At 38.6% G+C, this 21,623-nt stretch carries 23 protein-coding genes, 12 tRNA genes and 1 pseudogene; 27 read left to right on the forward strand and 9 right to left on the reverse strand.

Features of this window, described 5'->3' with window-relative positions; all coding sequences use genetic code 11:
- The first annotated feature begins 3 nt into the window (after nt 1-3).
- The 12 genes from HA044_RS04440 (at nt 4) to HA044_RS04495 (ending at nt 1,044) form a co-directional block, all read left to right on the forward strand.
- A tRNA-Val gene (locus tag HA044_RS04440) sits at nt 4-76 on the forward strand.
- Nucleotides 77-81: 5 nt separating this feature from the next.
- A tRNA-Gly gene (locus HA044_RS04445) sits at nt 82-152 on the forward strand.
- A 35-nt stretch (nt 153-187) separates the two neighbouring features.
- Nucleotides 188-261, forward strand: a tRNA-Ile gene (locus tag HA044_RS04450).
- A 10-nt stretch (nt 262-271) separates the two neighbouring features.
- Nucleotides 272-343, forward strand: a tRNA-Glu gene (locus HA044_RS04455).
- Nucleotides 344-350: 7 nt separating this feature from the next.
- A tRNA-Ser gene (locus HA044_RS04460) sits at nt 351-440 on the forward strand.
- 12 nt (nt 441-452) lie between these two features.
- Nucleotides 453-526, forward strand: a tRNA-Met gene (locus tag HA044_RS04465).
- Nucleotides 527-529: 3 nt separating this feature from the next.
- A tRNA-Phe gene (locus HA044_RS04470) sits at nt 530-602 on the forward strand.
- Nucleotides 603-617: 15 nt separating this feature from the next.
- Nucleotides 618-698 (forward strand) — tRNA-Tyr (locus HA044_RS04475).
- A gap of 6 nt (nt 699-704) precedes the next feature.
- Nucleotides 705-775, forward strand: a tRNA-Trp gene (locus HA044_RS04480).
- A gap of 12 nt (nt 776-787) precedes the next feature.
- Nucleotides 788-860 (forward strand) — tRNA-His (locus tag HA044_RS04485).
- A gap of 19 nt (nt 861-879) precedes the next feature.
- Nucleotides 880-951 (forward strand) — tRNA-Gln (locus HA044_RS04490).
- Nucleotides 952-960: 9 nt separating this feature from the next.
- A tRNA-Leu gene (locus tag HA044_RS04495) sits at nt 961-1,044 on the forward strand.
- A gap of 85 nt (nt 1,045-1,129) precedes the next feature.
- Here the strand turns inward: HA044_RS04495 and HA044_RS04500 are convergent.
- The 5 genes from HA044_RS04500 to HA044_RS04520 all read right to left on the reverse strand — a co-directional run bounded on the left by HA044_RS04500 (nt 1,130) and on the right by HA044_RS04520 (nt 4,620).
- Nucleotides 1,130-2,263, reverse strand: coding sequence for a site-specific integrase (locus HA044_RS04500; RefSeq protein ID WP_187539648.1), 1,134 nt, complete (start codon nt 2,261-2,263; stop codon nt 1,130-1,132).
- 3 nt (nt 2,264-2,266) lie between these two features.
- Nucleotides 2,267-2,461 (reverse strand): DUF3173 domain-containing protein, encoded by a 195-nt coding sequence (locus HA044_RS04505; protein WP_021144813.1) that lies wholly within the window; start codon nt 2,459-2,461, stop codon nt 2,267-2,269.
- A gap of 59 nt (nt 2,462-2,520) precedes the next feature.
- Entirely contained in the window at nt 2,521-2,907 is a 387-nt protein-coding gene (locus HA044_RS04510; protein WP_061599443.1) for a hypothetical protein, read from the reverse strand.
- A gap of 2 nt (nt 2,908-2,909) precedes the next feature.
- Nucleotides 2,910-3,950, reverse strand: a complete 1,041-nt coding sequence (locus HA044_RS04515) for a replication initiation factor domain-containing protein (protein WP_262407537.1) — start codon at nt 3,948-3,950, stop codon at nt 2,910-2,912.
- 208 nt (nt 3,951-4,158) lie between these two features.
- On the reverse strand, nt 4,159-4,620 hold the full coding sequence (locus HA044_RS04520; protein ID WP_187539652.1) for a hypothetical protein: 462 nt from the start codon (nt 4,618-4,620) through the stop codon (nt 4,159-4,161).
- A 238-nt stretch (nt 4,621-4,858) separates the two neighbouring features.
- Here HA044_RS04520 and HA044_RS04525 point away from each other — a divergent pair, with 238 nt between their 5' ends.
- From HA044_RS04525 to HA044_RS09900, 3 genes and pseudogenes are all read left to right on the forward strand, one after another.
- Entirely contained in the window at nt 4,859-5,311 is a 453-nt protein-coding gene (locus HA044_RS04525) for a helix-turn-helix domain-containing protein (protein WP_187539654.1), read from the forward strand.
- A 104-nt stretch (nt 5,312-5,415) separates the two neighbouring features.
- Nucleotides 5,416-6,081, forward strand: coding sequence for an HAD family phosphatase (locus HA044_RS04530; protein WP_003005418.1), 666 nt, complete (start codon nt 5,416-5,418; stop codon nt 6,079-6,081).
- Nucleotides 6,082-6,401: 320 nt separating this feature from the next.
- Nucleotides 6,402-6,512, forward strand: a pseudogene (locus tag HA044_RS09900) (IS30 family transposase); the annotation flags it as partial.
- Between the two features lie 576 nt (nt 6,513-7,088).
- On the opposite strand, the gene HA044_RS04535 reads toward HA044_RS09900, so the two are convergent.
- Entirely contained in the window at nt 7,089-8,345 is a 1,257-nt protein-coding gene (locus HA044_RS04535) for an MFS transporter (RefSeq protein WP_262407538.1), read from the reverse strand.
- Nucleotides 8,346-8,657: 312 nt separating this feature from the next.
- On the opposite strand from HA044_RS04535, the gene HA044_RS09995 reads away from it, so the two are divergent.
- From HA044_RS09995 to HA044_RS04560, 6 genes are all read left to right on the forward strand, one after another.
- Complete coding sequence (locus tag HA044_RS09995; protein WP_262407539.1) at nt 8,658-8,783, forward strand: hypothetical protein; 126 nt, start codon at nt 8,658-8,660, stop codon at nt 8,781-8,783.
- 165 nt (nt 8,784-8,948) lie between these two features.
- Nucleotides 8,949-9,386, forward strand: coding sequence for a zinc-dependent MarR family transcriptional regulator (locus HA044_RS04540; protein WP_187539658.1), 438 nt, complete (start codon nt 8,949-8,951; stop codon nt 9,384-9,386).
- Between the two features lies 1 nt (nt 9,387).
- Nucleotides 9,388-10,092 (forward strand): metal ABC transporter ATP-binding protein, encoded by a 705-nt coding sequence (locus HA044_RS04545; RefSeq protein ID WP_187539661.1) that lies wholly within the window; start codon nt 9,388-9,390, stop codon nt 10,090-10,092.
- Entirely contained in the window at nt 10,085-10,888 is an 804-nt protein-coding gene (locus HA044_RS04550; RefSeq protein ID WP_187539663.1) for a metal ABC transporter permease, read from the forward strand. Before HA044_RS04545 ends, HA044_RS04550 begins: the two co-directional genes overlap by 8 nt.
- 2 nt (nt 10,889-10,890) lie before the next feature.
- A complete protein-coding gene (locus HA044_RS04555; protein WP_187539665.1) occupies nt 10,891-12,399 on the forward strand; it encodes a zinc ABC transporter substrate-binding protein AdcA in 1,509 nt (502 codons plus the stop codon).
- 131 nt (nt 12,400-12,530) lie between these two features.
- Nucleotides 12,531-13,088: a DUF6287 domain-containing protein gene (locus HA044_RS04560; protein ID WP_187539667.1), complete on the forward strand. Its 558-nt coding sequence runs from the start codon at nt 12,531-12,533 to the stop codon at nt 13,086-13,088.
- A gap of 76 nt (nt 13,089-13,164) precedes the next feature.
- On the opposite strand, the gene HA044_RS04565 is transcribed toward HA044_RS04560, so the two are convergent.
- Nucleotides 13,165-14,019, reverse strand: coding sequence for a methyltransferase domain-containing protein (locus HA044_RS04565; protein ID WP_187539669.1), 855 nt, complete (start codon nt 14,017-14,019; stop codon nt 13,165-13,167).
- Between the two features lie 107 nt (nt 14,020-14,126).
- On the reverse strand, nt 14,127-14,435 hold the full coding sequence (locus HA044_RS04570; RefSeq protein ID WP_187539671.1) for a YciI family protein: 309 nt from the start codon (nt 14,433-14,435) through the stop codon (nt 14,127-14,129).
- Between the two features lie 87 nt (nt 14,436-14,522).
- Between HA044_RS04570 and HA044_RS04575 the strand changes: the two genes are divergently transcribed.
- From HA044_RS04575 to HA044_RS04595, 5 genes are all read left to right on the forward strand, one after another.
- The gene (locus tag HA044_RS04575; protein WP_187539673.1) at nt 14,523-14,840 is read left to right on the forward strand and encodes a helix-turn-helix domain-containing protein; all 318 of its coding nucleotides are present in this window, start codon (nt 14,523-14,525) and stop codon (nt 14,838-14,840) included.
- A 122-nt stretch (nt 14,841-14,962) separates the two neighbouring features.
- Nucleotides 14,963-15,829: an ABC transporter ATP-binding protein gene (locus tag HA044_RS04580; protein ID WP_187539675.1), complete on the forward strand. Its 867-nt coding sequence runs from the start codon at nt 14,963-14,965 to the stop codon at nt 15,827-15,829.
- On the forward strand, nt 15,829-16,671 hold the full coding sequence (locus tag HA044_RS04585) for an ABC transporter permease (protein WP_187539677.1): 843 nt from the start codon (nt 15,829-15,831) through the stop codon (nt 16,669-16,671). The genes HA044_RS04580 and HA044_RS04585 overlap by 1 nt, the downstream gene beginning before the upstream one ends.
- An 18-nt stretch (nt 16,672-16,689) precedes the next feature.
- Nucleotides 16,690-17,145 (forward strand): LytTR family DNA-binding domain-containing protein, encoded by a 456-nt coding sequence (locus HA044_RS04590; protein ID WP_187539679.1) that lies wholly within the window; start codon nt 16,690-16,692, stop codon nt 17,143-17,145.
- A gap of 9 nt (nt 17,146-17,154) precedes the next feature.
- Nucleotides 17,155-17,568, forward strand: a complete 414-nt coding sequence (locus tag HA044_RS04595) for a DUF3021 domain-containing protein (RefSeq protein ID WP_187539681.1) — start codon at nt 17,155-17,157, stop codon at nt 17,566-17,568.
- 62 nt (nt 17,569-17,630) lie between these two features.
- On the opposite strand, the gene tyrS is transcribed toward HA044_RS04595, so the two are convergent.
- Nucleotides 17,631-18,887, reverse strand: coding sequence for a tyrosine--tRNA ligase (gene tyrS, locus HA044_RS04600; RefSeq protein WP_187539684.1), 1,257 nt, complete (start codon nt 18,885-18,887; stop codon nt 17,631-17,633).
- 185 nt (nt 18,888-19,072) lie between these two features.
- Between tyrS and pbp1b the strand changes: the two genes are divergently transcribed.
- On the forward strand, nt 19,073-21,496 hold the full coding sequence (pbp1b, locus tag HA044_RS04605) for a penicillin-binding protein PBP1B (protein WP_187539687.1): 2,424 nt from the start codon (nt 19,073-19,075) through the stop codon (nt 21,494-21,496).
- Nucleotides 21,497-21,623 lie beyond the last annotated feature (127 nt).

Here is a 21,623-nt window from a genome sequence, read left to right on the forward strand (position 1 = left end):
TAAGGGAGTTTAGCTCAGCTGGGAGAGCATCTGCCTTACAAGCAGAGGGTCAGCGGTTCGATCCCGTTAACTCCCATTTAAGCGGGTGTAGTTTAGTGGTAAAACTACAGCCTTCCAAGCTGTTGTCGCGAGTTCGATTCTCGTCACCCGCTTTGAACGATTGTTCAATTTACCAAGTTTTTAACTTGGGCGCGTAGCTCAGGTGGTTAGAGCGCACGCCTGATAAGCGTGAGGTCGGTGGTTCGAGTCCACTCGTGCCCATTAATTGTATGGTCCGTTGGTCAAGGGGTTAAGACACCGCCTTTTCACGGCGGTAACACGGGTTCGAATCCCGTACGGACTATATTTTTGGAGGATTACCCAAGTCCGGCTGAAGGGAACGGTCTTGAAAACCGTCAGGCGTGTAAAAGCGTGCGTGGGTTCGAATCCCACATCCTCCTTATTCATATTAACGCGGGATGGAGCAGCTCGGTAGCTCGTCGGGCTCATAACCCGAAGGTCGTAGGTTCAAATCCTGCTCCCGCAATTTGGCTCGGTAGCTCAGTTGGTAGAGCAATGGATTGAAGCTCCATGTGTCGGCGGTTCGATTCCGTCTCGCGCCATCAATTCAATAATTCGGAAGGGTAGCGAAGAGGCTAAACGCGGCGGACTGTAAATCCGCTCCTTCGGGTTCGGGGGTTCGAATCCCTCCCCTTCCATCCTTTACGGGCATAGTTTAAAGGTAGAACTAAGGTCTCCAAAACCTTCAGTGTGGGTTCAATTCCTACTGCCCGTGTTAATAATTATGGCGGGTGTGGTGAAGTGGTTAACACACCAGATTGTGGCTCTGGCATGCGTGGGTTCGATCCCCATCACTCGCCTATTTATTATTTATATTATTGGGGTATAGCCAAGCGGTAAGGCAAGGGACTTTGACTCCCTCATGCGTTGGTTCGAATCCAGCTACCCCAGTTATACTTTGCCGGCGTGGCGGAATTGGCAGACGCGCTGGACTCAAAATCCAGTGTCCGCAAGGACGTGCCGGTTCGACCCCGGCCGCCGGTATAGTATTAAAGACAAGGTTTTCGGACCTTGTCTTTTTCTTTTATTCGTTTAATTTTTGGTGCTGAGTTACTAAAAATTACTAATTCTATAACAAATCATCTAATTTATCCGCTATTTTTTGTTGTTTACTTGGATATAAATGAGAGTAAGTATCTATTGTTGTAGTTATAGATGCATGACCTAGTCTTTCTTTTACAACAAGATAATCTTCTCCTTGATTTATTAGAAGTGAAGCATGTGAATGCCTGAAGTCATGAATTCTTATCTTTTTTAGAGTATTATCTCTTTGTAATATCTTTTTATATTGCTTCTCTATTGAATCTTTAGTTATCGTAATAGGGCTATTTTGGAATATCTGTAGATCATCTAGGTTGGTTGTAAATTCTTTCAATTTTTCATGCTGTATCTGTTTCCACTCTTCTAGTGTCTCCACTAGTTTGGTATTCAAGATGATTCTTCGAGTTCCAGCCTTTGTCTTTGTACTACTAATATATTCTTCACCTTTTTTGACGTATACAGATTTACTTACATGAATTGTATTTGTAGAAAACTCTATATCTTTCCACGTTAGAGCAAGAGCTTCTCCGAGTCTTAGGCCAGTAAAGAATAGAACAGTGAATAGCAACTTTATATTGTATTCATCGTCGTTAAATAGTGTTAAGAAGTGCTTGAATTCTTTTACGGTCCAGAAGTTTAATTTTGCTTTTTCTATTGGCAATTTTTTTAGCAATCCTGCGGGGTGTTCCTTGTAAAATCCCTTTCTTAATCCAACATCCAAAATTTTCTTTAGTAGAATTATAATTTTATTAATAGTATTTGGACTTAGCTTCTTTTCCGAGTTTTGAACATTTTTATCTCTTAAATGTTCTCTGAATTGATAGATATCTTCATACGTTAATTTGGATACATCATCTACTTTTTCAAAATAGCTTTTTATATGCCTGTTATAATTGTTTTCTTGTGTATCTATATAACTTTGTTTTCTGTTGTTTATTTTATCCTCTTCTTTTAAGAGATCATAAAGGATATCGATTGATATTTTTGAGTTGAAACTTTTTTCTTTAAGTTCTACACTTCGTAAGTATTGTTCGGCTTCCAATGCTTCTTTTTTAGTTTTAAATCCTTTTCTTACAATTCTGCGTTGTTTTAAAGATATTGGATTTATACCATTGGAAACATCGACAATCCAAGTTCCGTCTCTACTTTTACGTAAAGCCATAAGCTACGCTTCTTTCTGGAGTTCAATTCCTAGTAGCTCTTCAGCGACACTGGCTGGAATTGTACCAATTCGTTTGTTATCGTAGATGTTAAAACCACGATTAACTAATAGTACCTTGCCGGTATGGATAATCTTTCTTGCAGTTCCTGGAGCAAATCCAAGTTCGATAAGGTCATCTTTTGTTACAGTTTTAATCATGTGATCTCCTTTTCTAATTAGATTAAGTAAGGGGAGGATTAACTCCCCTTGTCTGATACTTATTTTTGTTTTACATCTACTAAATGGATAGCATCCGCCTTGTAATACATTGTCGTGCTAATCATAGTAGCTTGTAAATTGTCAAATGTAACTGGTACCTCGTCCATTGCTTGGATATAGTCATTATCAACTAAAGCTTCCGGATTGTCTACTGAGACTTGGGTTGATTTCTTTTTAAATTGTCCATCTTTGATCGTTACATTGTATTTCCAACCAATGATTTTATCGGTATTGAAACGTCTTTCACTACCATCTCGGTTTTTGATAATTTCTCCGTTTGCATCTGCTCGGACTTCCGTTTCAAATTTTGGAATAACTTCATCCAATTCAAATTTTGTTCCAATGTTATTAAAATTCCAGTCATTTTGTGAAAGCATTTTTGCCATAATTAATTTCTCCTTTTGATATTTTCTTTGATTGTAGGGATCAAATCCTCTCTTTTAAAGAGAATTGTCCTTTCTATTAATCCACTTGCTAAATCTGGTGGATATTCCATATTGTTGAGTGCGAGATAGTTAGACTTCTCATACTCATGCAGTAAGTTATTGTCGTATAGAAATTTATACGCTTTTAGAATAGCTCCAGAACCTTTATAGGTAAACCATTCTAATTTTTGTTCTAGTTCTGTTTTTGGTTTTGAAATAATGATAGAGACAGGTCTTGAGTGACCTAAAAACTTTTCCCAAGATCTCAAAGGTTTTGAGAAGTGACTATCACTATAGAACCTCACTTTTTCTTTGAAATATCCCTTGGTAAAGTTGAGAAGATCTATTTCTGAATGCAACCATTCTTGAATGAAGTAGTGAGCTTTTTCTTTCCTAAGTTCTAACTCAGTTCTTATCCAATTTTCTATATACCGCTTGCTGATACCGAGCTTCTCAGCTCGTTCTAAGCGTTTATCGTAAATTCTAAGTCTTTCATCATCATTGGGTTTTCTCAAATATAAGGTCTGGCCGATTGTTTCATCTCCGTAGGTATTGTAGTAGGTACTTTTTCCATATATAAAGCGTTTCTTCTGACAAATCTTTAGAAGCTGATTAGGAGTGAAATAGGGTGTTTCATTAAAATCATCTATTGCAATATCAATTCGTCTTACTGAAAATTGATTGTAATTGTAGTAGAGGTTGTTCAGAAACTGTCTTTCGGACAGACTATTTGGATTTAATACCATATCTCTATAGAACTCGAGTGCCTGTCCTGACATGACAAGCATGTAGGACGACTCTTTCGCTCCATAGTAGATACGGATATTTCCATAATGAAGCTGGCTATCATAGTTATAGTATTTAAGGCTCCCTATATTCTCAATAAATAGGTCATAGTCAAGAAATAGAATGTCTTCGATTATTTCTCTTGGCGAAAATTCAGTCTTATCAAACTGAATTTGAATCCAGTCAAATACAGAACGTAAATGTTCATTTTTTGCCATAGATTTTGATTCAACTTTTTGCCTAATTTTGCCACCCTTAAAATCTCCGAAACCCTTGGGAATACTGAATTCTTTCGATGGTACACCTAACTTGCAGAGGGTGGTGTTACTACACACCCTCACCAACCTTTGAAAAAGCTCTTTGTCGTTCGTCTGCGCTTACGATTTGTTACGGTCTGCGGTAACATACTCGCTGACCGTAACAAACCTACTTGCCGAACTTCCTACGAGCTTTTTCCCAAGCACCAAATGGAAGTAGTTCAAGTGTTGCGAGAATTTCTTCTTGCTCTTTTTCCAATCGTTGAAATTTCATTTGCAGTTTGTTATTACTGGAATACAAATTCTTAAAATTATCATTCAAGGTAATAAAATCTTCTTTAAGGATTTCAAGTTGCTGAGTAAGAGTGTATTCCTTATGTTTATAAATATCTCCATAGGTTTCCCTTATAGCATCTTTTAATGACATCTCATTTTTCAAATAAGCAATTGTCTTGAAATCCTCAACATCATCATCAGTGAAGTTATAAAAACTCACAAACTGCCGACTATTCCTTGCTTGAACTTTTTTAAACTCATGACCACTAATTTCCTTTATCAAGGTTATCCATTTTTTGGCAGTACTGACAGAGTTTAAACCGTCAACCGTAGAAACAAGTTTATTTATATCCATATTCCCCCCGTTCTAACGGAAAGTGTGGTATAATGATTTTAGAAAAATTTTGTTTAGTCTTTGATTTTGTAGTGATTATCAAAGACTTTTTAATACAATCATAGGCATTTACCTCCGTTTAAATTTTTATCTTTTGGAAAACGTCGGATTATCCGACATAATTATAATACACCCGATTTTAGAGATTGTCAAGAAAAATGTCGTATTTTTCGACATTTTAAATTAATTAGGAGAAAATATGAGCATTTTTGGAGATAATATAAAGAGATTAAGAAAGAATAAGGGCCTAAAACAGCAAGAAATAGCTGAATTATTGGGTGTAAAACGAAATACATACAGTGACTGGGAAAATGGAAAGACGGAACCCAAACTGGAAAACGTTGTTAAAATAGCTCAAATTTTTAATACGACTACTGATGAGTTGTTAGGGCAAACAATATATTCAAAAGCAAGATTAGTTAGATTTTTAGATGACTATGATGTAAGTGATATAAAAAATTGGTCTAAAGAAGAAAGAGATAGCTTTAAATTTGCCATTTTATTTGAAATAATGCAAAGAAATGATAAAATTGGTTTGCTAAACTTAAAGAATAATTTAATTGTAGAGCATAACTTAGATAAAATTGAACGAGAAGTAATTAACACTATTTTTAAAGAAGTGCAATTGGAGTTTCAAGATTTTCCAAATTAGAACACAGTGTAATACCATAGGAATTAAAGTGTTGACAGAGAACTCAATTTGAAATAAGGACAAAAATGCTTTCACAAACCGATTTTGATTTTAAAGGAGAATTTATGAATTTGAAAGGTATAATCTTCGATATGGATGGAGTTATAGTTGATACAGAGTACCAAGATTTTCTAATACAGAAAGATTTTATCAAACACCTTAATCCAAAATCTAGTTACGAAGATTCTGAGCTATTGGTATTAGTTGGTAAATCATATTTTAATCTTTATAGGCTTTTACAGCAATTTATTGGGAAACAATATGATATAAAAACTATAGAAAAAGAATATGCTTCTTTTAGTGATGAGAGATATGAAAAAATTGATTATTCTTTACTTTTTAGAAAAGAAATTCTAAAAATTATTGACTATGCATTGAAAAACGGAATCAAATTAGCTGTAGCATCATCATCAAAATATGAGCATATTAATGAAGTTTTAGAAAGGTGTGACATAAAAAAATATTTTGATGTCATCGTTAGCGGAGAGAATTTTGTAGAAAGTAAGCCAAATCCGTCTATCTATTTAACAACGCTACATAAGTTAGAATTGCAAGCAGAACAATGTATTGCAATTGAAGATTCATACTCTGGAATTGAATCTTCAACTAGCGCCGGAATTGCAACTATTGGTTATTATGATAGCCGATTACCATTTTTTAATGACAAAGCGCAATGGAAAGTTGAAAATATGAAAGAAGTTTTACAAATAATAGAATCACAGAGTCTTTGAGTTGAAAGGCGATGAGGTTCTTGAGGACGTTAGAAAGAAATAAACTTGTTTCATAACGAAATTTAAGGTAACAGCGAACCGCTGAGTGTGTAGCTTTGTTGGTAAAAACGTAAATATTTTTGAGCGAAAGGTATTATGAAGTCACTGGAAACAGTGGCTTTTTGATATTAGTAGGGATGTATTATAGTAACCAATCAAGTTGAGATAGTTGCTTTTATACTAATACATTTTATTTTAATAATGAAGTTTATTACTATAGACACTTGATAGATATGTAAACTAACTACTATACCTCTAATTTTTAACGGACTATAGTTTAATTTGTTTTTTCTGTACTTGATAAGCGAAATCGAATCCCAAGGAAGTCCTTGAACTACCAAACTCCGTATCAAGTTTTTCTGAGTCAGGTGAAATTGTCTAGCTTAATTTGACAAATGAGATAACTAAGAAATAAGATTATCGACTCACTATTTATGGAAGTAGTTATTAAGAGAGAAAGATGAGTTACTAAAAAGGTACTAAATTCTGAAAAAAGTCCCCTTTTTGTGAAAACCAAAAGTTCCAAAAGTCTGTTAAATCAATACCTTGCTACTTAAAAAATGCAAGAATGGAACTCAAAATCCAGTGTCCATTAGGACGTGCCGGTTCGACCCCGGCCGCCGGTATAGTATTAAAGACAAGGTTTTCGAGCCTTGTCTTTTTTTCTTTGTTGTATGTCGAGTTACCAATTTTTTCCATTTTAAAAAGCTCTTTGTCAACTGTAGTGGGTTGATGAAAAGTTACAACCTGGAGAGGACCAAATTGGTTCTCTCCTTTTTCAAGATAATAATATTTTTGTCTTTAATTCCAAGTATCTTTGTTATAAAACTTAATTGTTCCATAAGGTTCTTTCTAATGAGGGTTTGGTCACTTTTTCATTATAGATCTTATGGAGCTTTTTTTACAACAAAACAGACTCCATAATTCCTACAGTGGTTTTACCCACTACAGAAATTATAGAACCAATTTCAATAAGTGTGTTCTTCTTGGAGTATTCTATATATTCGAGGTAACATTATCATGGTATATATCAGGAGAGAAAGGCCTCCAAATATGAATATCAGACCTCCGTTTATATCCTTTTGAAATAGATAAGTAAATACAATGGTACCTATCGGCATAATAGATGTATTTAGTGTGAACAAAGTACTCATTACTCTTCCTAAATAATTTGTTTCAATACTACTTTGAAGATAGGTCATGACGACAATATTTAGAATAACAAGAGTAAATGCGATAATTCCCATGAATAAACCGCCAACGGAAGAAATAATCACTTGGATGTTACTAGTTGCAAATGTAATACCCAAACCAATGATAGAGATAGTTAGAAGAAAAAGCGGGATGCGGATTCTATTAGTGAGAAATGTGTTGGTCTCTTTTTTGTCTGGCAGTAGCGACATAGACACACTGGCTACTAACATTCCAACTGCAGACATTGTTTCCAGGATACCTACTGTTGCATTATCTAATAAGAGTTGCTCTTTGACTACAAATGGCACTCCAATGCTAATGGAAGTATAGAAAAAATTCAGTACAACACTAACAAGAATAATATATTTGACAATCTGATTTTCTTTTAAAAATCGGATAATTTCTTTAACCCCGTGTTGATGGTTTTCATTCTGTTTGATCTCAGCTTCCTGCCCATCGTGTTCATAGAAGAATTTCATGGTAAGTAAGACACCTAAAGCAAGGAGATTTGCAATGATTTCTATGAGAATAAAGTCTGAGAAGCCTAACCAATTGTAAAAAATGACTCCAATAGCTGGGGAAAGCATGGTTGCGATAGCAATGGCGGTTTGTGTAACAGAGCTTAATCGTTGAATTTTTGTATCATTTACTAACTCGTGGATAGAGGCTGAGTAACAAGTATCATTGATGTTAACTGTGATAGAGTGAAGTATGACAAACGGGATTACTAGATATAAGATAGTAGATGAATTCGTTATAGAATAAAAAGCATAAAACAGAAGAAAAATTATAAGCCTAAAGATGAAATTATAAATTAAGATCTTTTTATGACGGTATCGGTCTACTAAATTACCGATTGGAAGCAAGAAAATCAAACTGACTAAAGGATAGATGATCATATTGATTCCAAAACTCATTGCCGATTTTGTTTGGTCCAGTAACATTAATCCTAAAGCAAAACTAAAAGCTTTTCCACTTAAGGAGCTAATAAAACTACTGATAAAGTCTTTAACGATTTGTCTATTAGACATTTGATCACTTATTAAATTTTTAATATTAACCCCCTCCATTCGTGTCAACATTGATTCGGTTATCTAATTCCATTCAATGAACCTGAAAGGTAATCAGATTATTAGATAAACCATAATTTTTGTTAATTAAGATTTTACCAATTATACTAATAAAAGTATATTAAAAAATGTAGAAAGAAAGTAAATTTTTTAAGATTAGTGGTTGTATTATTTAATAACTAAGAAATAAGATTATCGACTCACTGCTTATGGAAGTAGTTATTTAAGAGAGAAAGATGAGTTACTAAAAATTACTATTTAGGATTTGGTGAAATGGCTGCATCTATTGCTGATAATCAATTTGTAAATATGCGTTTTAACTATTTTAGAAATGAATTAGTAGGTTGGAAATATTTGAAGGAATATTTATATTTTTTAAGAAGTAAAGAGTTTTCTTAGTCTTGTATTACTAATAGAGTGTATAATGAACTTATTGCTTCTCAGTATCAGAATACTTTTCCTTAAAAAATTGAGTATGATTTGAAATTTTTCCTTCTCCTTTTTCTTTTTTTGTGATATAATTAACCAGTAAAACATTTACCGGTTAATGAGAAGGAGTTTATTTTGTCTGAAGTTGCTAATAAAATTGATCGTTTTTTAAATTCGATTTTATTATTATCTGAGAATCAGCATGAAATTCTAGTTGGTTCTTGTACTAGTGGCGTTTCTTTAACTAACACGCAGGAACATATCTTGATGTTGGTTGCTGATGAGCCGCTGACAAATTCAGTTTTGTCTAAGAAATTAAATGTCAGTCAGGCGGCTATTACCAAGGCTGTCAAACCGTTGTTGAGTCAGGGTATGCTAGAGACCTATCGTGATGAAAATGATGCACGGGTACTCTATTATCGTTTGACGGATATTGGAAAGCCGATTGCATTGGAGCATCAGCATCACCATCTGCATACACTTCATACGTATGAGGATGTGTTGGGGAAATTTACTCAAAATGAACAAGGTGTGATTTCTCGTTTCTTAGAATTATTAGAAAGGGAGTTGTGATTTGAGGTATATTACGGTTTCGAATTTATCTTTTTATTATGATCGCGAACCGGTCCTCGAAGGAATTCATTATTATTTAGATAGTGGTGAGTTTGTGACATTGACTGGTGAGAATGGGGCCGCAAAGTCTACCTTGATCAAGGCTAGTCTTGGGATTTTGAAGCCTAAAATTGGTTCTGTAGAGATTTCAAAGACAAATGTAAATGGAAAAAAATTGCGGATTGCTTATTTACCTCAACAAATTGCCAGTTTTAATGCAGGATTTCCAAGTACGGTTTATGAATTTGTGAAGTCAGGCCGTTATCCGCGGAAAGGTTGGTTTCGCAAATTAAATGAGCATGATGAACAACATATTCTTAAAAGTTTGGAATCTGTTGGAATGTTAGAGCATAAGAATCAAGCGATTGGATCTTTGTCTGGTGGTCAAAAGCAACGAGCGGTCATTGCAAGGATGTTTGCATCTGATCCGGATATCTTTATTTTGGATGAACCGACAACGGGGATGGATGCCACAACAAAGAGTGATTTCTATGAATTAATGCACCATAGTGCGCATCATCATCAAAAATCTGTTTTAATGATTACCCATGACCCTGAAGAGGTAAGTCAGTTTGCGGATCGCAATATTCATTTGGTGCGAGACCAGAGCTCTCCTTGGAGATGTTTTAACGTCCATGGGACTGAAGGGGAGGGTTACCATGCTTGATTTATTTCAGTATGATTTTATGCAACGAGCCTTACTAGCCATGATTGCCATGAGTCTATTTTCTCCGGTATTAGGGATTTTTTTGATTTTGAGACGGCAGAGTCTGATGAGTGATACGCTGAGTCACGTTTCTTTGGCAGGGGTTGCTTTTGGGCTTTTCCTGGGGATTTCTCCAACGCTTTCGACCATGTTGATAGTGATTGTAGCAGCGGTCTTTCTAGAGTATTTGAGGACCTTATTTAAAGACTTTATGGAAATCGGGACGGCAATTTTAATGTCAACCGGTCTTGCACTCGCCTTGGTCCTGATGCGTGGTGGCGGAAAGAGCTCGATGAGTCTGGATCAGTATTTGTTTGGTTCGACCTTAACGATTACAGATGAGCAGGTGCTGGCCTTGTTTATGATTGCCTTCGTTGTATTGGTGCTGACAGCCTTATTCTTGCGTCCCATGTATATTTTGACGTTTGATGAAGATACGGCCTTTGTCGATGGGCTTCCGGTTCGGACCATGTCTATCTTATTTAATGTAGTAACAGGGATTGCTATCGCCTTAATGATTCCTGCAGCAGGATCGTTACTAGTTTCAACCATCATGGTCTTACCGGCTAGTATTGCGCTGAAACTAGGGAAGAACTTTCGTGGGGTCATGCTGATTGCAGTCATCATTGGCTTTATCGGGATGTTTAGTGGATTGATTTTGTCTTATTTTGCAGATACACCAGCAAGTGCTAGCATCACGCTCTTATTTGTGGCTCTGTTCTTGCTTGTGAATCTTGGATCACGTTTGAGGAAGTAAATATGAAATATAAAAAAATAGGTCTAATGTTGTTGGTGGCTTTTGTCCTTTTCTTGACAGCTTGTGGAAAAAGCCAGAGTAAAAATGGGAAACTGAAAGTGATGACCACTTTTTATCCTGTTTATGATTTTACAAAAAATATTCTTGGAGATGAAGGAACGGTGGATCTGCTGATTGGAGCGGGGTCTGAGCCTCATGAGTATGAACTGTCTGCTAAGGGACGGGCCATGATTCAAGATTCAGATGTCTTTGTCTATGAAAATGAAAACATGGAAACATGGGTTCCAAATCTTTTGAAATCCATGAAGGATAAGAAAACCAAAGTGATCGATGCTACCAAGGGCATGGTCTTGCTTCCGGGATTGGAAGAGGAACATGAACACGAAGGGGGCGAAGAACACCATCATGAATATGATCCTCACCTTTGGCTTTCTCCACATCGTGCCATGAAGATGGTAGAGTCGATTCGCGATCAGTTGGTGGCAGCTTATCCCGATAAGAAAAAGACGTTTGAGAAAAATGCGCAAGCTTATTTGAAGAAGTTACAGGCTTTGGATCAAGCGTATCAGGATGGCTTGAAAGATGCGAAGCAAAAGAATTTTGTGACCCAACACGCGGCTTTCCGTTACTTGGCCTTGGATTATGGCTTGAACCAGGTGGCTATTTCGGGGATTTCACCTGATAGCGAACCTTCTGCTGCACGATTGCGTGAATTGACAGAGTATATCAAGAAAAATGAGATCAAGGTGATTTACTTTGAGGAAAATGCTTCTAAGTCTTTGGCGAAAACCTTGTCTTCTGAAGCTGGTGTTGAGTTGGCTGTCTTAAATCCTTTGGAAAGCCTGACGGATCAAGAAATGAAAGATGGCGAAGACTACGTGTCTGTCATGAAGGAGAATCTGAAGGCGCTAGAGAAAACAACGTCACAAGCTGGCAAGGACATTCAACCGGAACATGAGGAAGATACTAAGACGGTTCAAAAGGGCTATTTCGAGGATAGTCAAGTGAAGGATCGTAGCTTGGCCAATTATGCGGGAGATTGGAAATCCGTTTATCCATACTTGCAAGATGGAACTTTGGATCAGGTCTTTGATTACAAGGCAAAATTAAATCCAACCATGACTGCTGCTGAGTATAAGGAATATTATACCAAGGGTTACCAAACAGATATTGATCGGATCAAGATTGATAAGGATTCAATGGAGTTTTATCAAAAAGGTTCTTCTAAGAAATATACCTATAAATACGTAGGTAAGCACATTTTGACTTATAAGAAGGGGAATCGTGGTGTTCGTTATCTCTTTGAAGCGAAAGAGAGCGATGCGGGAGACTTCAAATATGTTCAATTTAGTGACCATGAAATTACTCCGGTAAAGGCAGCTCACTTCCACATTTTCCATGGAGGAAAGAGTCAAGAGGCGCTCTATGATGAGTTAGAAAATTGGCCAACTTATTATCCTTCGAATTTATCTGGATTAGAAGTGGCACAGGAAATGGTGGCTCATTCATAATCCGTATGCAAAGAAGTTGGGAGGAAACTCTCAGCTTCTTTTTGGTCTAAAATAGGGAGTGAAGCTTGTAAAATACTGGAAAATACGTTACAATGAAAGGGCTTTAAATAAAAATGTATGGGGAATTTTAAATGAAAAAAGTTGGTGCAATGTTAGTAGGCCTTTTCAGTGTGGTCTCGTTGGTAGCTTGTTCGCAGCAGAGTGCGAGTGAAAAAACAGCCACATCTTCTAGCCAAACGAGTGTTTCTTCTGAAGTGAAAAAGACGGTAGCTTCTAGTTCAGAAGCCAAGGAGAAAGAACACAAGGAAGAGAAAAAAGAAGTGAAGAAAATAGATCTTGAAGCGATTGCTAATGGGGATTACAGCAGTATTGCTGGTGTCTGGCAAGATGATAAAGGAAACAAGCTGGTCTTTAACGACAAAGGTTTGGTTTCTCAAGAGTTAGAGGGCTATGGGGCTTCTTTGACGGATTATGGAACAGCTTCTGAAGGTATCTATGGAGGTCGCGATGGAGGCTTCTTGTTGGAGTATATTCCTGCTGGAGTGAGCATTGGCGACCAAGTCGATGACCAAGGGCAAGTCGTATTTAAGGACTCCTCAGACACCACTAAAAATCGCTTGTGGTCTGGTGTTGGACAAGCTAGTTTCGCAGAACAAGGATCTTTCTACTACCATGTCGGAGATCAATAAAAATACAAAAAGGGAATAGGACAGGAGCAACTGGAACGAGTTGTGCTTCTATCTTATTCCCTTTTTAATCTGCACTTTACGGGCTTTGTATCTTGAGTTTTCCAACTAGTATTTGGGCTTCGATGGTGATTTCTGTGAGACGGGTCCAGTTGATTTTTTCTTGGTCAACATGAAATAAAAGAGGGGTCATGGCGAGGAGCGCCTGACGTTCTTCAGGAGTTAAACTCTTGGTGAGGCTGACCGTTTCGGATGAGAGGATCTGACAGTGATCTTCAAAGTGCTCCAAAATTTCCTGGTTGGAGTAAGATTGCTTGGCCAATTGATCTTGGGCCAACTGACGAATTTCTTTCAGATGAGAAGAGGTTGGGACGACCTTAATGATCACCCCTTCTGTCTTTAAGACACGTTCAAATTCAGCGTAATTAGCCGGGGAGAAGATGTCCAAAATGACCTCCATACTCTTAGATTGAATGGGTAAATGAGCTAAATCTCCTACAAACCAATTGACCTTCCAGCTAGCGTCACTCTTGGCAGCTAGTTGCACAGATTCCTTTGAAAGATCAAATGCATAGAAAGTAGCTTCGGGATAGGCTTCTTGTAGTTTTCGGGAGTAATAACCTTCCCCGCAGCCGATATCTAGAATTCTGGCATCATTGGTCGGAATTTTTTGTCCGATCGCTGATAGAATCGGCTCATAAAACCCTGCTTCTAAGATCAGCTGGCGATTCTGGAAATTTTCTTTGTCATAGTCCTTTGATTGTTTGATCTGGGGAGCCAGGTTGACATAGCCAAATTTCGCCAAATCAAAAGAATGGCTCTTGGGACATTTAAAACTGGTCCCCACAAGTTCTATGTCCAGTTGACAGATGGGACAGGCAAAAGCCGTTGCAGTCTGAAATCGTTGTAATTTTGGTTTGATCGGTGTATTCATATTAGTAGTGTAACAAAAGAGCCTCTAGATAGCAACTGATGCTTTAATGGGACTAAGTCACACTTTTTAAACGGTTCTACGCGGTATTGAGTGGACCTTGAGTTTCTTTATCTAATTTTGTCCACTGGATTGTTCAGGACAGTTTTCAATTCAGGACAATATTTACTTACCTCAAATTCAATGATCTCATATTGAGCAATCTCATTTTGATAGAATGGATCGTGTGTAATGATTTCTTGAACGGCTTCTTTATTTTTAGCTCTCATGAGAATGATACCGCCGGTTCTTGGATTTTTTCTTCCAGATGCGATAAAATGACCTTTTGTATAATACTGATTTAAAAAATCTATGTGTTTTTCTAAGAATTTTTCAACTTCATCAAGGGGCTTGATATAGGTAAGATTTACAATAAACATAAGTGACTCCTTTAAAATAAATGATAAATAGATTATAATACTTTACAAACTACCTGAATAGTAGGCACATTTTTGTAAGGAGAAAAAATGTTAACAAATAAAAATTGGAACTGTAGTATGTCTCGAGTCCTAGATGTGGTTGGTGGGAAATGGAGGATGAATATATTATGGGTTATAAACAAGCATAAGAGAGTCCGTTTCAATCAATTGAGAAGAGAAGTTGAAGGGATTACAACGATCAGTTTGACACGTGGATTAGATGTTTTAATAGAGAACCAATTGATTGAGAAATATGATTATGAGTCTCTGCCTCTTCATACAGAATATGAGCTGACAGAAAAAGGTAAGTCACTGATGCCGATTTTAAAGGACTTGAATCAATGGGGAAAAGAATGGTTGCATTAAATTTTCTTCTTTTTGTCACTTTCATCTTGCCACTTAGGTTCTCATTTTGACCGCTTATCCCAAAAGGCCGTTTTTTAAACGGCTTTTTTGCTAGACTGATATTGTCAAAAAGGAGAGAGAACATGATTTTACAAGCTAAAAACATCAGTAAACGGTATGGAAATCATCTAGTGGTTGATCATATTCACCTACAGTTTGAAAAGGGAACGTTTAATGCGATTCTAGGACCAAATGGGGCGGGGAAATCAACGACGATTTCCATGTTGATCGGTTTGAAACAACCAACGCAAGGCGAAATAATCTATGAACCCGGTACTAAAATTGGTGTGGTCTTCCAAACCAGTGTTTTAGATGAGATGCTGACGGTTAGGGAAAATCTGACCATTCGTGCTAAACAGTACAAAGGACTAAAACCAAATCGTGTGGCTGATCTTATTGATCGACTAGGCCTATCAGCTTTCCAAAAGCAGAAATATGGGACGCTTTCAGGCGGCCAAAAGCGTCGGGTTGACATTGCGCGTGCTCTACTGCACGGTCCAGATCTTCTGTTCTTAGATGAGCCAACAACGGGTTTGGATATCCAAACTCGAAAGTCTATTTGGGATTTGCTCTATCAATTGCAGAGGGAAGAGGGAATGACCGTTGTACTGACCACGCATTATCTTGACGAAGCAGATGAAGCTGATCAAATTTATATTGTAGACCATGGGAAAGTGATTGCTCAAGGATCGGCACTAGATATTAAGAGCCAATATGCTACTAATATCTTAAAGATTCGTTTCAAGGAGAGACAGCAGATAGAAAGTCTCAAATCTTCGGGAATGTCAGTAGAGCAACAAAGTCAATTGGAGTATGTTCTTCGACCCGAGAGTGAAAGGGAAGCCATTGATTACCTGGTACAAGTTAGAGATAAATTAGCCCATTTTGAGTTTCGTCCAGGGACCATGGATGATGCCTTTATTGCACTTACAGGAAGGGAGGTTCGCTAATGTTAGCCTTACTAAAGCGAAATTTTTTATTGTATTTTAGGAATCGTTCAGGTGTTTTCTTCTCCTTGTTGGGAGCCTTGATTTCCTTTATTCTCTATATTATTTTTCTTCAAAAAAATCTAACAGATGCCTGGGCTCAGCTTCCCAATGGTGCTCCTGTGTTAAATAATTGGTTGATGAGCGGGACGCTGGCAGTGACAGGTATCACAACGAGTCTGGCTGCCTTGACTCAGTTGGTAAAGGACCGTGAACATCAAGTAGATCAGGATCTTTATTTATCGGATCAAGGAAAGTGGCGGTTAGCATTTTCGTATCTAACGAGTGCAATCATCATTTCTTTTTCCATGCAGATCCTTATGTATGTGCTGATGTGTGGCTATTTTAGAGAAGTTCCCAAACTATCCATACTACCTGAAGTTCTCCTCATTATGTTGCTTAGTAGCCTGCTTTCTAGCTTGGTGAATGCCATTTTTGTTCACTTTTTCCAATCAGTAGATAGTCTTGGAAAGTTTGCGACCATAGTGGGTACAGCTTCTGGTTTTTTGGTAGGGACTTATGTACCTTTGGGCGTTCTACCTAATTTTGCTCAACTACTAATGAAATGTACCCCGGCTACTTATATTGCTGCACTTTATCGACAAGTACTCATGAAAGAAGCATTAAGTGAGACCTTTAAAGGTCAAGATAATCTTCTTCAAGAGTTTCAAGAAAAAATGGGTGTTCAACTCAAGTGGCAAGCTTTATTGACAAAGGAACAAACATACCTTATAGTGTTAGGAGGGATTCTTCTAGCTTTGGGGATTTGGATTTCCTTGGCAAAAAGATCGAGTAAAAGAAAGTAAGTGAGAATTGGAGTAGGAATGAAGATTCGTTTTGAGGAAAAACAAGATATCCCAGAAAACGACCCCTGTGTGGTCATTCAAGCCAAGCAATTATCTGATCAAGCACGAGAGGTGATGGAGTATCTCGAACAGTTTTCGACAGTGAATCAAGTAGTGATCCCTATCAAAACAGATGATCATTTGATCATGGTGAAAATTGATGACATTATTCTAGCCGAGATTGATAAGAATCAGCTAACCATTTATACGACAGACAAAACGTTCACCATCAGAGATACTTTGATAAATTTTCAACATCGGATTAATCGTCGTAATTTTTTACAGATATCACGCCACGCGGTGATGAATATCGACCATTTAGAATCGCTATCGGATAGTTTTTCAGGCAATATGATGGCTAAACTGACACGTGGAGTAAAATCAAGTGTCAGTCGGAAATATATCAAATCCTTGATGGATTATTTAGGGGTATAGGAGAAAGTGATGAAACGAGTTATAGCTTATTTTGTATCTGGTATGAGGACAGGCTCCTTCTTTTATTTGTGTTTGGTGTTATTATCCCATGTCTATACCAACATCGTCTATCCTGCTGTAAATGTCCGCAACATCCTGGCGATCTTTTTAATGAGTGGAACAATGGGAGTCTTGACCTTCATTCTTGAGGAAGAGGAGTTTTTGACCTATAGTTTGCGTGTGGCCTTGCATTTAGTTGTGACAGCTACCATTTTAGCATTGACCTACTTGTTTTTTGGCTGGGGGACAGCCTTACGGAGCCCGATTCCTTGGTTGATCTTTCTAGCCATTTACGGCCTGATCTGGCTGTACCAGATTTGGCAACTCCATAAAAAAACTCAACGAATCAACCAAGCTTTGTTGCATCGCAGAAAAGGGAAATAGTCTCAGAAAAAAGTGTATAAGAAAACCACGAAGTTCATACGAAACTTCGTGGTTTTACTTTCTTAATAAGTCAAAACAAAGTATTTTTTCTTACCGCGACGGATAACGGTCAATTCATTTTCTAATTTATCGCTGTCGCTCAAGACATAGTCAAGGTCCTGGATGCGTTCGCCGTTGACGTAGATCGCTCCATTTTGAACATCTTCGCGGGCTTGGCGTTTAGAATTCACTACACCAGCTGTGACCAAGAGTTCAACAATGTTGAGGTTGTCTTCTTCTTGGACCTGGTAGTTTGGCACACCACGAAGGCCCTGTTTGAGTTCTTTGACAGACAAGTTCTTGATGTTTCCTGCAAAGAGTTGTTCCGTGATGTTGAGGGCTTCTTTGTAGGCTTCTTCACCGTGAACGAGGGTGACCACTTCACGCGCCAAGATCTTTTGAGCCAAACGTTCATGAGGAGCAGCTTCAAACTGTTTGCGGATCTCTTCGATTTCGTCCAGTGACAAGAAAGTGAAGATTTTCAAGAAGCGTACAGCATCGGCATCCATGACATTCATCCAGAATTGGTACATTTCGTATGGAGATGTTTTGTCTGCATTGAGCCAGACCGCATTGCCTTCTGATTTACCGAATTTCTTACCAGTTGCATCTGTGATCAAAGGAACAGTCATAACATGACCCGTCTTATCTGCTTTACGGCGCATCAACTCAGTACCCGCTGTCATGTTCCCCCATTGGTCAGATCCACCGATTTGAAGGGTTACATTGTGTTCTTGGTTGAGGACGTAGAAGTCATAGCCTTGCATGATTTGGTAGGCAAACTCTGTGTAAGAAATTCCTGTCTCAATCCGTTTTTTAACAGATTCCTTACTCATCATAGCATTGACCGTAAAATATTTCCCGACATCCCGAAGGAAGTCAATAAAGCTAATGCTTCCGAACCAATCGTAGTTGTTGACCATTTCGGCTTTATTGTCACCATTTTCAAAATCGAGGAAACGAGACAATTGCCCTTGAATGGAGCGAACCCATTCTTGTACGGTTTCTTTTGTTTGGAGACTACGTTCAGCATCTTTGAAGGACGGATCTCCAATGAGACCAGTCGCACCGCCAACGAGCGCATACGGTTTGTGGCCTGCTAGTTGAAGGCGACGGCTCGTCAAGATGGCAACCAAGTGACCAAGGTGAAGGCTGTCAGCAGTTGGATCATAACCAGTATAATAAGAAACCTGACCTTCTTCTAGTGCTTTGCGCAAGGCTTCTTCATCCGTTGTTTGAAATACCAAACCACGCTCTTTTAGCTCATCAAAAATGTGCATGTGTCTTTTCTCCTTTATTTATTCATTTGTTCATCCTTCTATTCTACCATAAACCAAGGAAATGGCAATGATTTCCATCATTTTCTTACATCTCTGATAAGGAACTATCAAGAATTCTTGCGCGCTTGTGATTGAAATCGGAGGGCCTAATCTGCTATAATATAGGGAACAAGGAGAAAGAATCAGTGAATCAATTCAAAGAGAAGATGCAAGAATATTGGAAGAAGATCCAACAATTCTTTTCAAAACTGTACAAAGATATTTCCAAGAAGGAAAAAAATGAAGAAAGTGGCTGGTCTGTTGGTGATATAGTTGCGACCTGTTTGCGGACCCTCAAACTCTTGTGGGATGTGATGATTGCCCTGTTCGTGTGCCTCTTTTTATTTGGTGCAGGGATCGGGATTGGTTATGCAGCGAGCCTTTTTAGCAATGTCAAGGTTCCAAAAACTGAGCAGTTGATCCAACAGGTTCGTGATGTCAGCAGCGTTTCAAAATTGACCTATTCTGACAAGAGCTTGATTGCAGAGGTGGACAGTGACTTGATCCGTACACCTGTAGCGGGAGATGCTATTTCGGACAATGTCAAAAAGGCTGTGATTGCGACAGAAGATGAGAACTTTGAAAGCCATAATGGGGTTGTGCCCAAAGCGGTTCTTCGGGCAACGCTCGGATCTGTTGCAGGTGTTGGTTCTTCTAGTGGGGGATCGACCTTGACCCAGCAATTGATCAAACAACAAGTCGTTGGAGATGCGCCTACCTTTACCCGTAAGGCAACGGAAATTGTAGATGCCTTGGCTTTGGAGCGGGGGATGGATAAAAATGAGATCCTCACAACCTACTTAAATGTTTCGCCTTTTGGACGAAACAATCGGGGACAAAATATTGCAGGTGTGGAAGCCGCAGCTCAAGGGATTTTTGGAGTCCCTGCCAAAGACTTGTCTGTCCCACAAGCGGCTTTTATTGCTGGCTTGCCTCAAAGCCCCATCGTCTATTCTCCTTATGCAGCAGATGGTAGCTTAAAGAAAAAAGAAGATCTTGAGCTTGGTTTAGCGCGTGCCAAAGACGTCTTGTTCAATATGTACCGAACAGGAGTCCTGTCGAAAAAAGACTACGAAACCTATGCCCAATATGATTTGACCAAGGACTTCCTTGCTTCTGATGGGATCGAGAAAACACCACATGACTACCTCTACTTCCAAGCAATGGCAGAAGCAAAAGACGCCATGTATGATTACTTGATCAAGCGTGACAATGTGACCAAGCAAGACCTTAAAAATAATGAAACAGTCAAGTCTTATCAAGCATTAGCTGAAACTGAATTGCGAGAAGGTGGCTACACCATTCAAACAACCATTAATAAGCCTGTTCACAATGCGATGCAGGCTGCAGTCGCGAATTTTGGAAGCGTCTTGGATGATGGGACGGGACTTGTAGAAGTTGGGAATGTCCTGATGGACAACCGAACGGGTGCTGTTTTAGGATTTATCGGTGGTCGGAATTTTGATGGTAACCAAAACAACCACGCCTTTGATACAGAACGTTCCCCAGGATCTGCTATCAAGCCATTGTTGGCCTATGGGATTGCGATCGACCAAGGCTTGATGGGAAGCAATAGCATCCTCTCAAACTACCCAACTAATTTCTCAAGTGGGGAGCCGATCATGCACGTCGACAGTAAAGGGACTGCCATGATGGACCTCCGTGAGGCTCTGAATACCTCATGGAATATTCCAGCTTACTGGACTTACCGGACCCTTCGTGAAAAGGGTGTGGATGTCCCATCCTACATGAAGAAAATGGGCTATGATATCCCTGAATATGGCATTGAGAGTCTGCCAATGGGGGGAGGAATTGAGGTCACCGTTGCCCAACATACCAATGGTTTCCAAACCATTGCTAATAATGGGAATTACCTCAAACGCTACATGGTAGAGCAAATCATCGACCGAGATGGGGATGTAGTCTACAAGCACGAAGCAGATCCAGTTCGTGTCTACTCTCCGGCAACAGCAACCATTATGCAAGACCTTTTGCGTGGTGTACTCACTTCAGGGGCTACGACGACCTTCAAGAACCGGATTGGTCAAGTCAATCCAACCCTGGCAGGTGCTGACTGGATTGGAAAAACTGGTACAACCAACTCCAATGGCGATATGTGGTTGATGTTGTCGACGCCAAAGGTTTCTTTGGGTGGCTGGATTGGCCATGATAACAATGCGTCCATGCAGACCTTGACTGGTTACAATAACAATGCCCAGTACATGGCTCAGTTGGCCAATGCAATTTACCAAGCAGATCCAAGTCTCTTTGGAGTTCAGGATAAATTTACGCTCGATAAGAGTGTGATTCGTTCGGATGTTTTGAAGTCAACAGGTGAGAAACCAGGACGTGTCAATGTCAATGGCAAAGATGTAGATGTGAGTGGGCAAACTGTGACAAGCCTTTGGGCTAAGAATGGTGCTCCGACGACTCAATACCATTTTGCGATTGGGGGATCAGACAGTGATTATCAAAGTGCTTGGGCAGCCATTTTAGGAAATGGTAGTGGCAGTCAAAACAATAACCGAAATAACAATCATTCAAACCGAAGCGGTTCAAATCGAAGGTGATCAAATTTTGCGCAAAGACTTGATTTTTCAAGGGAAAAACGGTATAATAAAGGTAACTAATTTGTCGTGTGCTTTATTTGAAATATTGTCCAAATAAGAGCTTACAGCAGTTAAATCATACTTGAAT

The sequence above is a fragment of the Streptococcus sp. IMAU 99161 genome, from assembly GCF_014435245.1.
GTDB lineage: Bacteria > Bacillota > Bacilli > Lactobacillales > Streptococcaceae > Streptococcus > Streptococcus lactarius.

Bases quoted from the DNA above. Each gene is read 5' to 3' on its own strand.
- HA044_RS04590 (WP_187539679.1), top strand. From the start codon at position 16,690: ATGAAGATTCGTTTTGAGGAAAAACAAGATATCCCAGAAAACGACCCC.
- HA044_RS04560 (WP_187539667.1), top strand. From the start codon at position 12,531: ATGAAAAAAGTTGGTGCAATGTTAGTAGGCCTTTTCAGTGTGGTCTCG.
- HA044_RS04550 (WP_187539663.1), top strand. From the start codon at position 10,085: ATGCTTGATTTATTTCAGTATGATTTTATGCAACGAGCCTTACTAGCC.
- HA044_RS04505 (WP_021144813.1), bottom strand. From the start codon at position 2,461: ATGATTAAAACTGTAACAAAAGATGACCTTATCGAACTTGGATTTGCT.
- HA044_RS04595 (WP_187539681.1), top strand. From the start codon at position 17,155: ATGAAACGAGTTATAGCTTATTTTGTATCTGGTATGAGGACAGGCTCC.
- HA044_RS04535 (WP_262407538.1), bottom strand. From the start codon at position 8,345: ATGTCTAATAGACAAATCGTTAAAGACTTTATCAGTAGTTTTATTAGC.
- HA044_RS04525 (WP_187539654.1), top strand. From the start codon at position 4,859: ATGAGCATTTTTGGAGATAATATAAAGAGATTAAGAAAGAATAAGGGC.
- HA044_RS04530 (WP_003005418.1), top strand. From the start codon at position 5,416: ATGAATTTGAAAGGTATAATCTTCGATATGGATGGAGTTATAGTTGAT.
- HA044_RS04500 (WP_187539648.1), bottom strand. From the start codon at position 2,263: ATGGCTTTACGTAAAAGTAGAGACGGAACTTGGATTGTCGATGTTTCC.
- HA044_RS04510 (WP_061599443.1), bottom strand. From the start codon at position 2,907: ATGGCAAAAATGCTTTCACAAAATGACTGGAATTTTAATAACATTGGA.
- tyrS (WP_187539684.1), bottom strand. From the start codon at position 18,887: ATGCACATTTTTGATGAGCTAAAAGAGCGTGGTTTGGTATTTCAAACA.
- HA044_RS04565 (WP_187539669.1), bottom strand. From the start codon at position 14,019: ATGAATACACCGATCAAACCAAAATTACAACGATTTCAGACTGCAACG.
- HA044_RS04585 (WP_187539677.1), top strand. From the start codon at position 15,829: ATGTTAGCCTTACTAAAGCGAAATTTTTTATTGTATTTTAGGAATCGT.
- HA044_RS04515 (WP_262407537.1), bottom strand. From the start codon at position 3,950: ATGGCAAAAAATGAACATTTACGTTCTGTATTTGACTGGATTCAAATT.
- HA044_RS09995 (WP_262407539.1), top strand. From the start codon at position 8,658: ATGGCTGCATCTATTGCTGATAATCAATTTGTAAATATGCGTTTTAAC.
- HA044_RS04520 (WP_187539652.1), bottom strand. From the start codon at position 4,620: ATGGATATAAATAAACTTGTTTCTACGGTTGACGGTTTAAACTCTGTC.
- HA044_RS04570 (WP_187539671.1), bottom strand. From the start codon at position 14,435: ATGTTTATTGTAAATCTTACCTATATCAAGCCCCTTGATGAAGTTGAA.
- HA044_RS04580 (WP_187539675.1), top strand. From the start codon at position 14,963: ATGATTTTACAAGCTAAAAACATCAGTAAACGGTATGGAAATCATCTA.
- HA044_RS04575 (WP_187539673.1), top strand. From the start codon at position 14,523: ATGTTAACAAATAAAAATTGGAACTGTAGTATGTCTCGAGTCCTAGAT.
- HA044_RS04555 (WP_187539665.1), top strand. From the start codon at position 10,891: ATGAAATATAAAAAAATAGGTCTAATGTTGTTGGTGGCTTTTGTCCTT.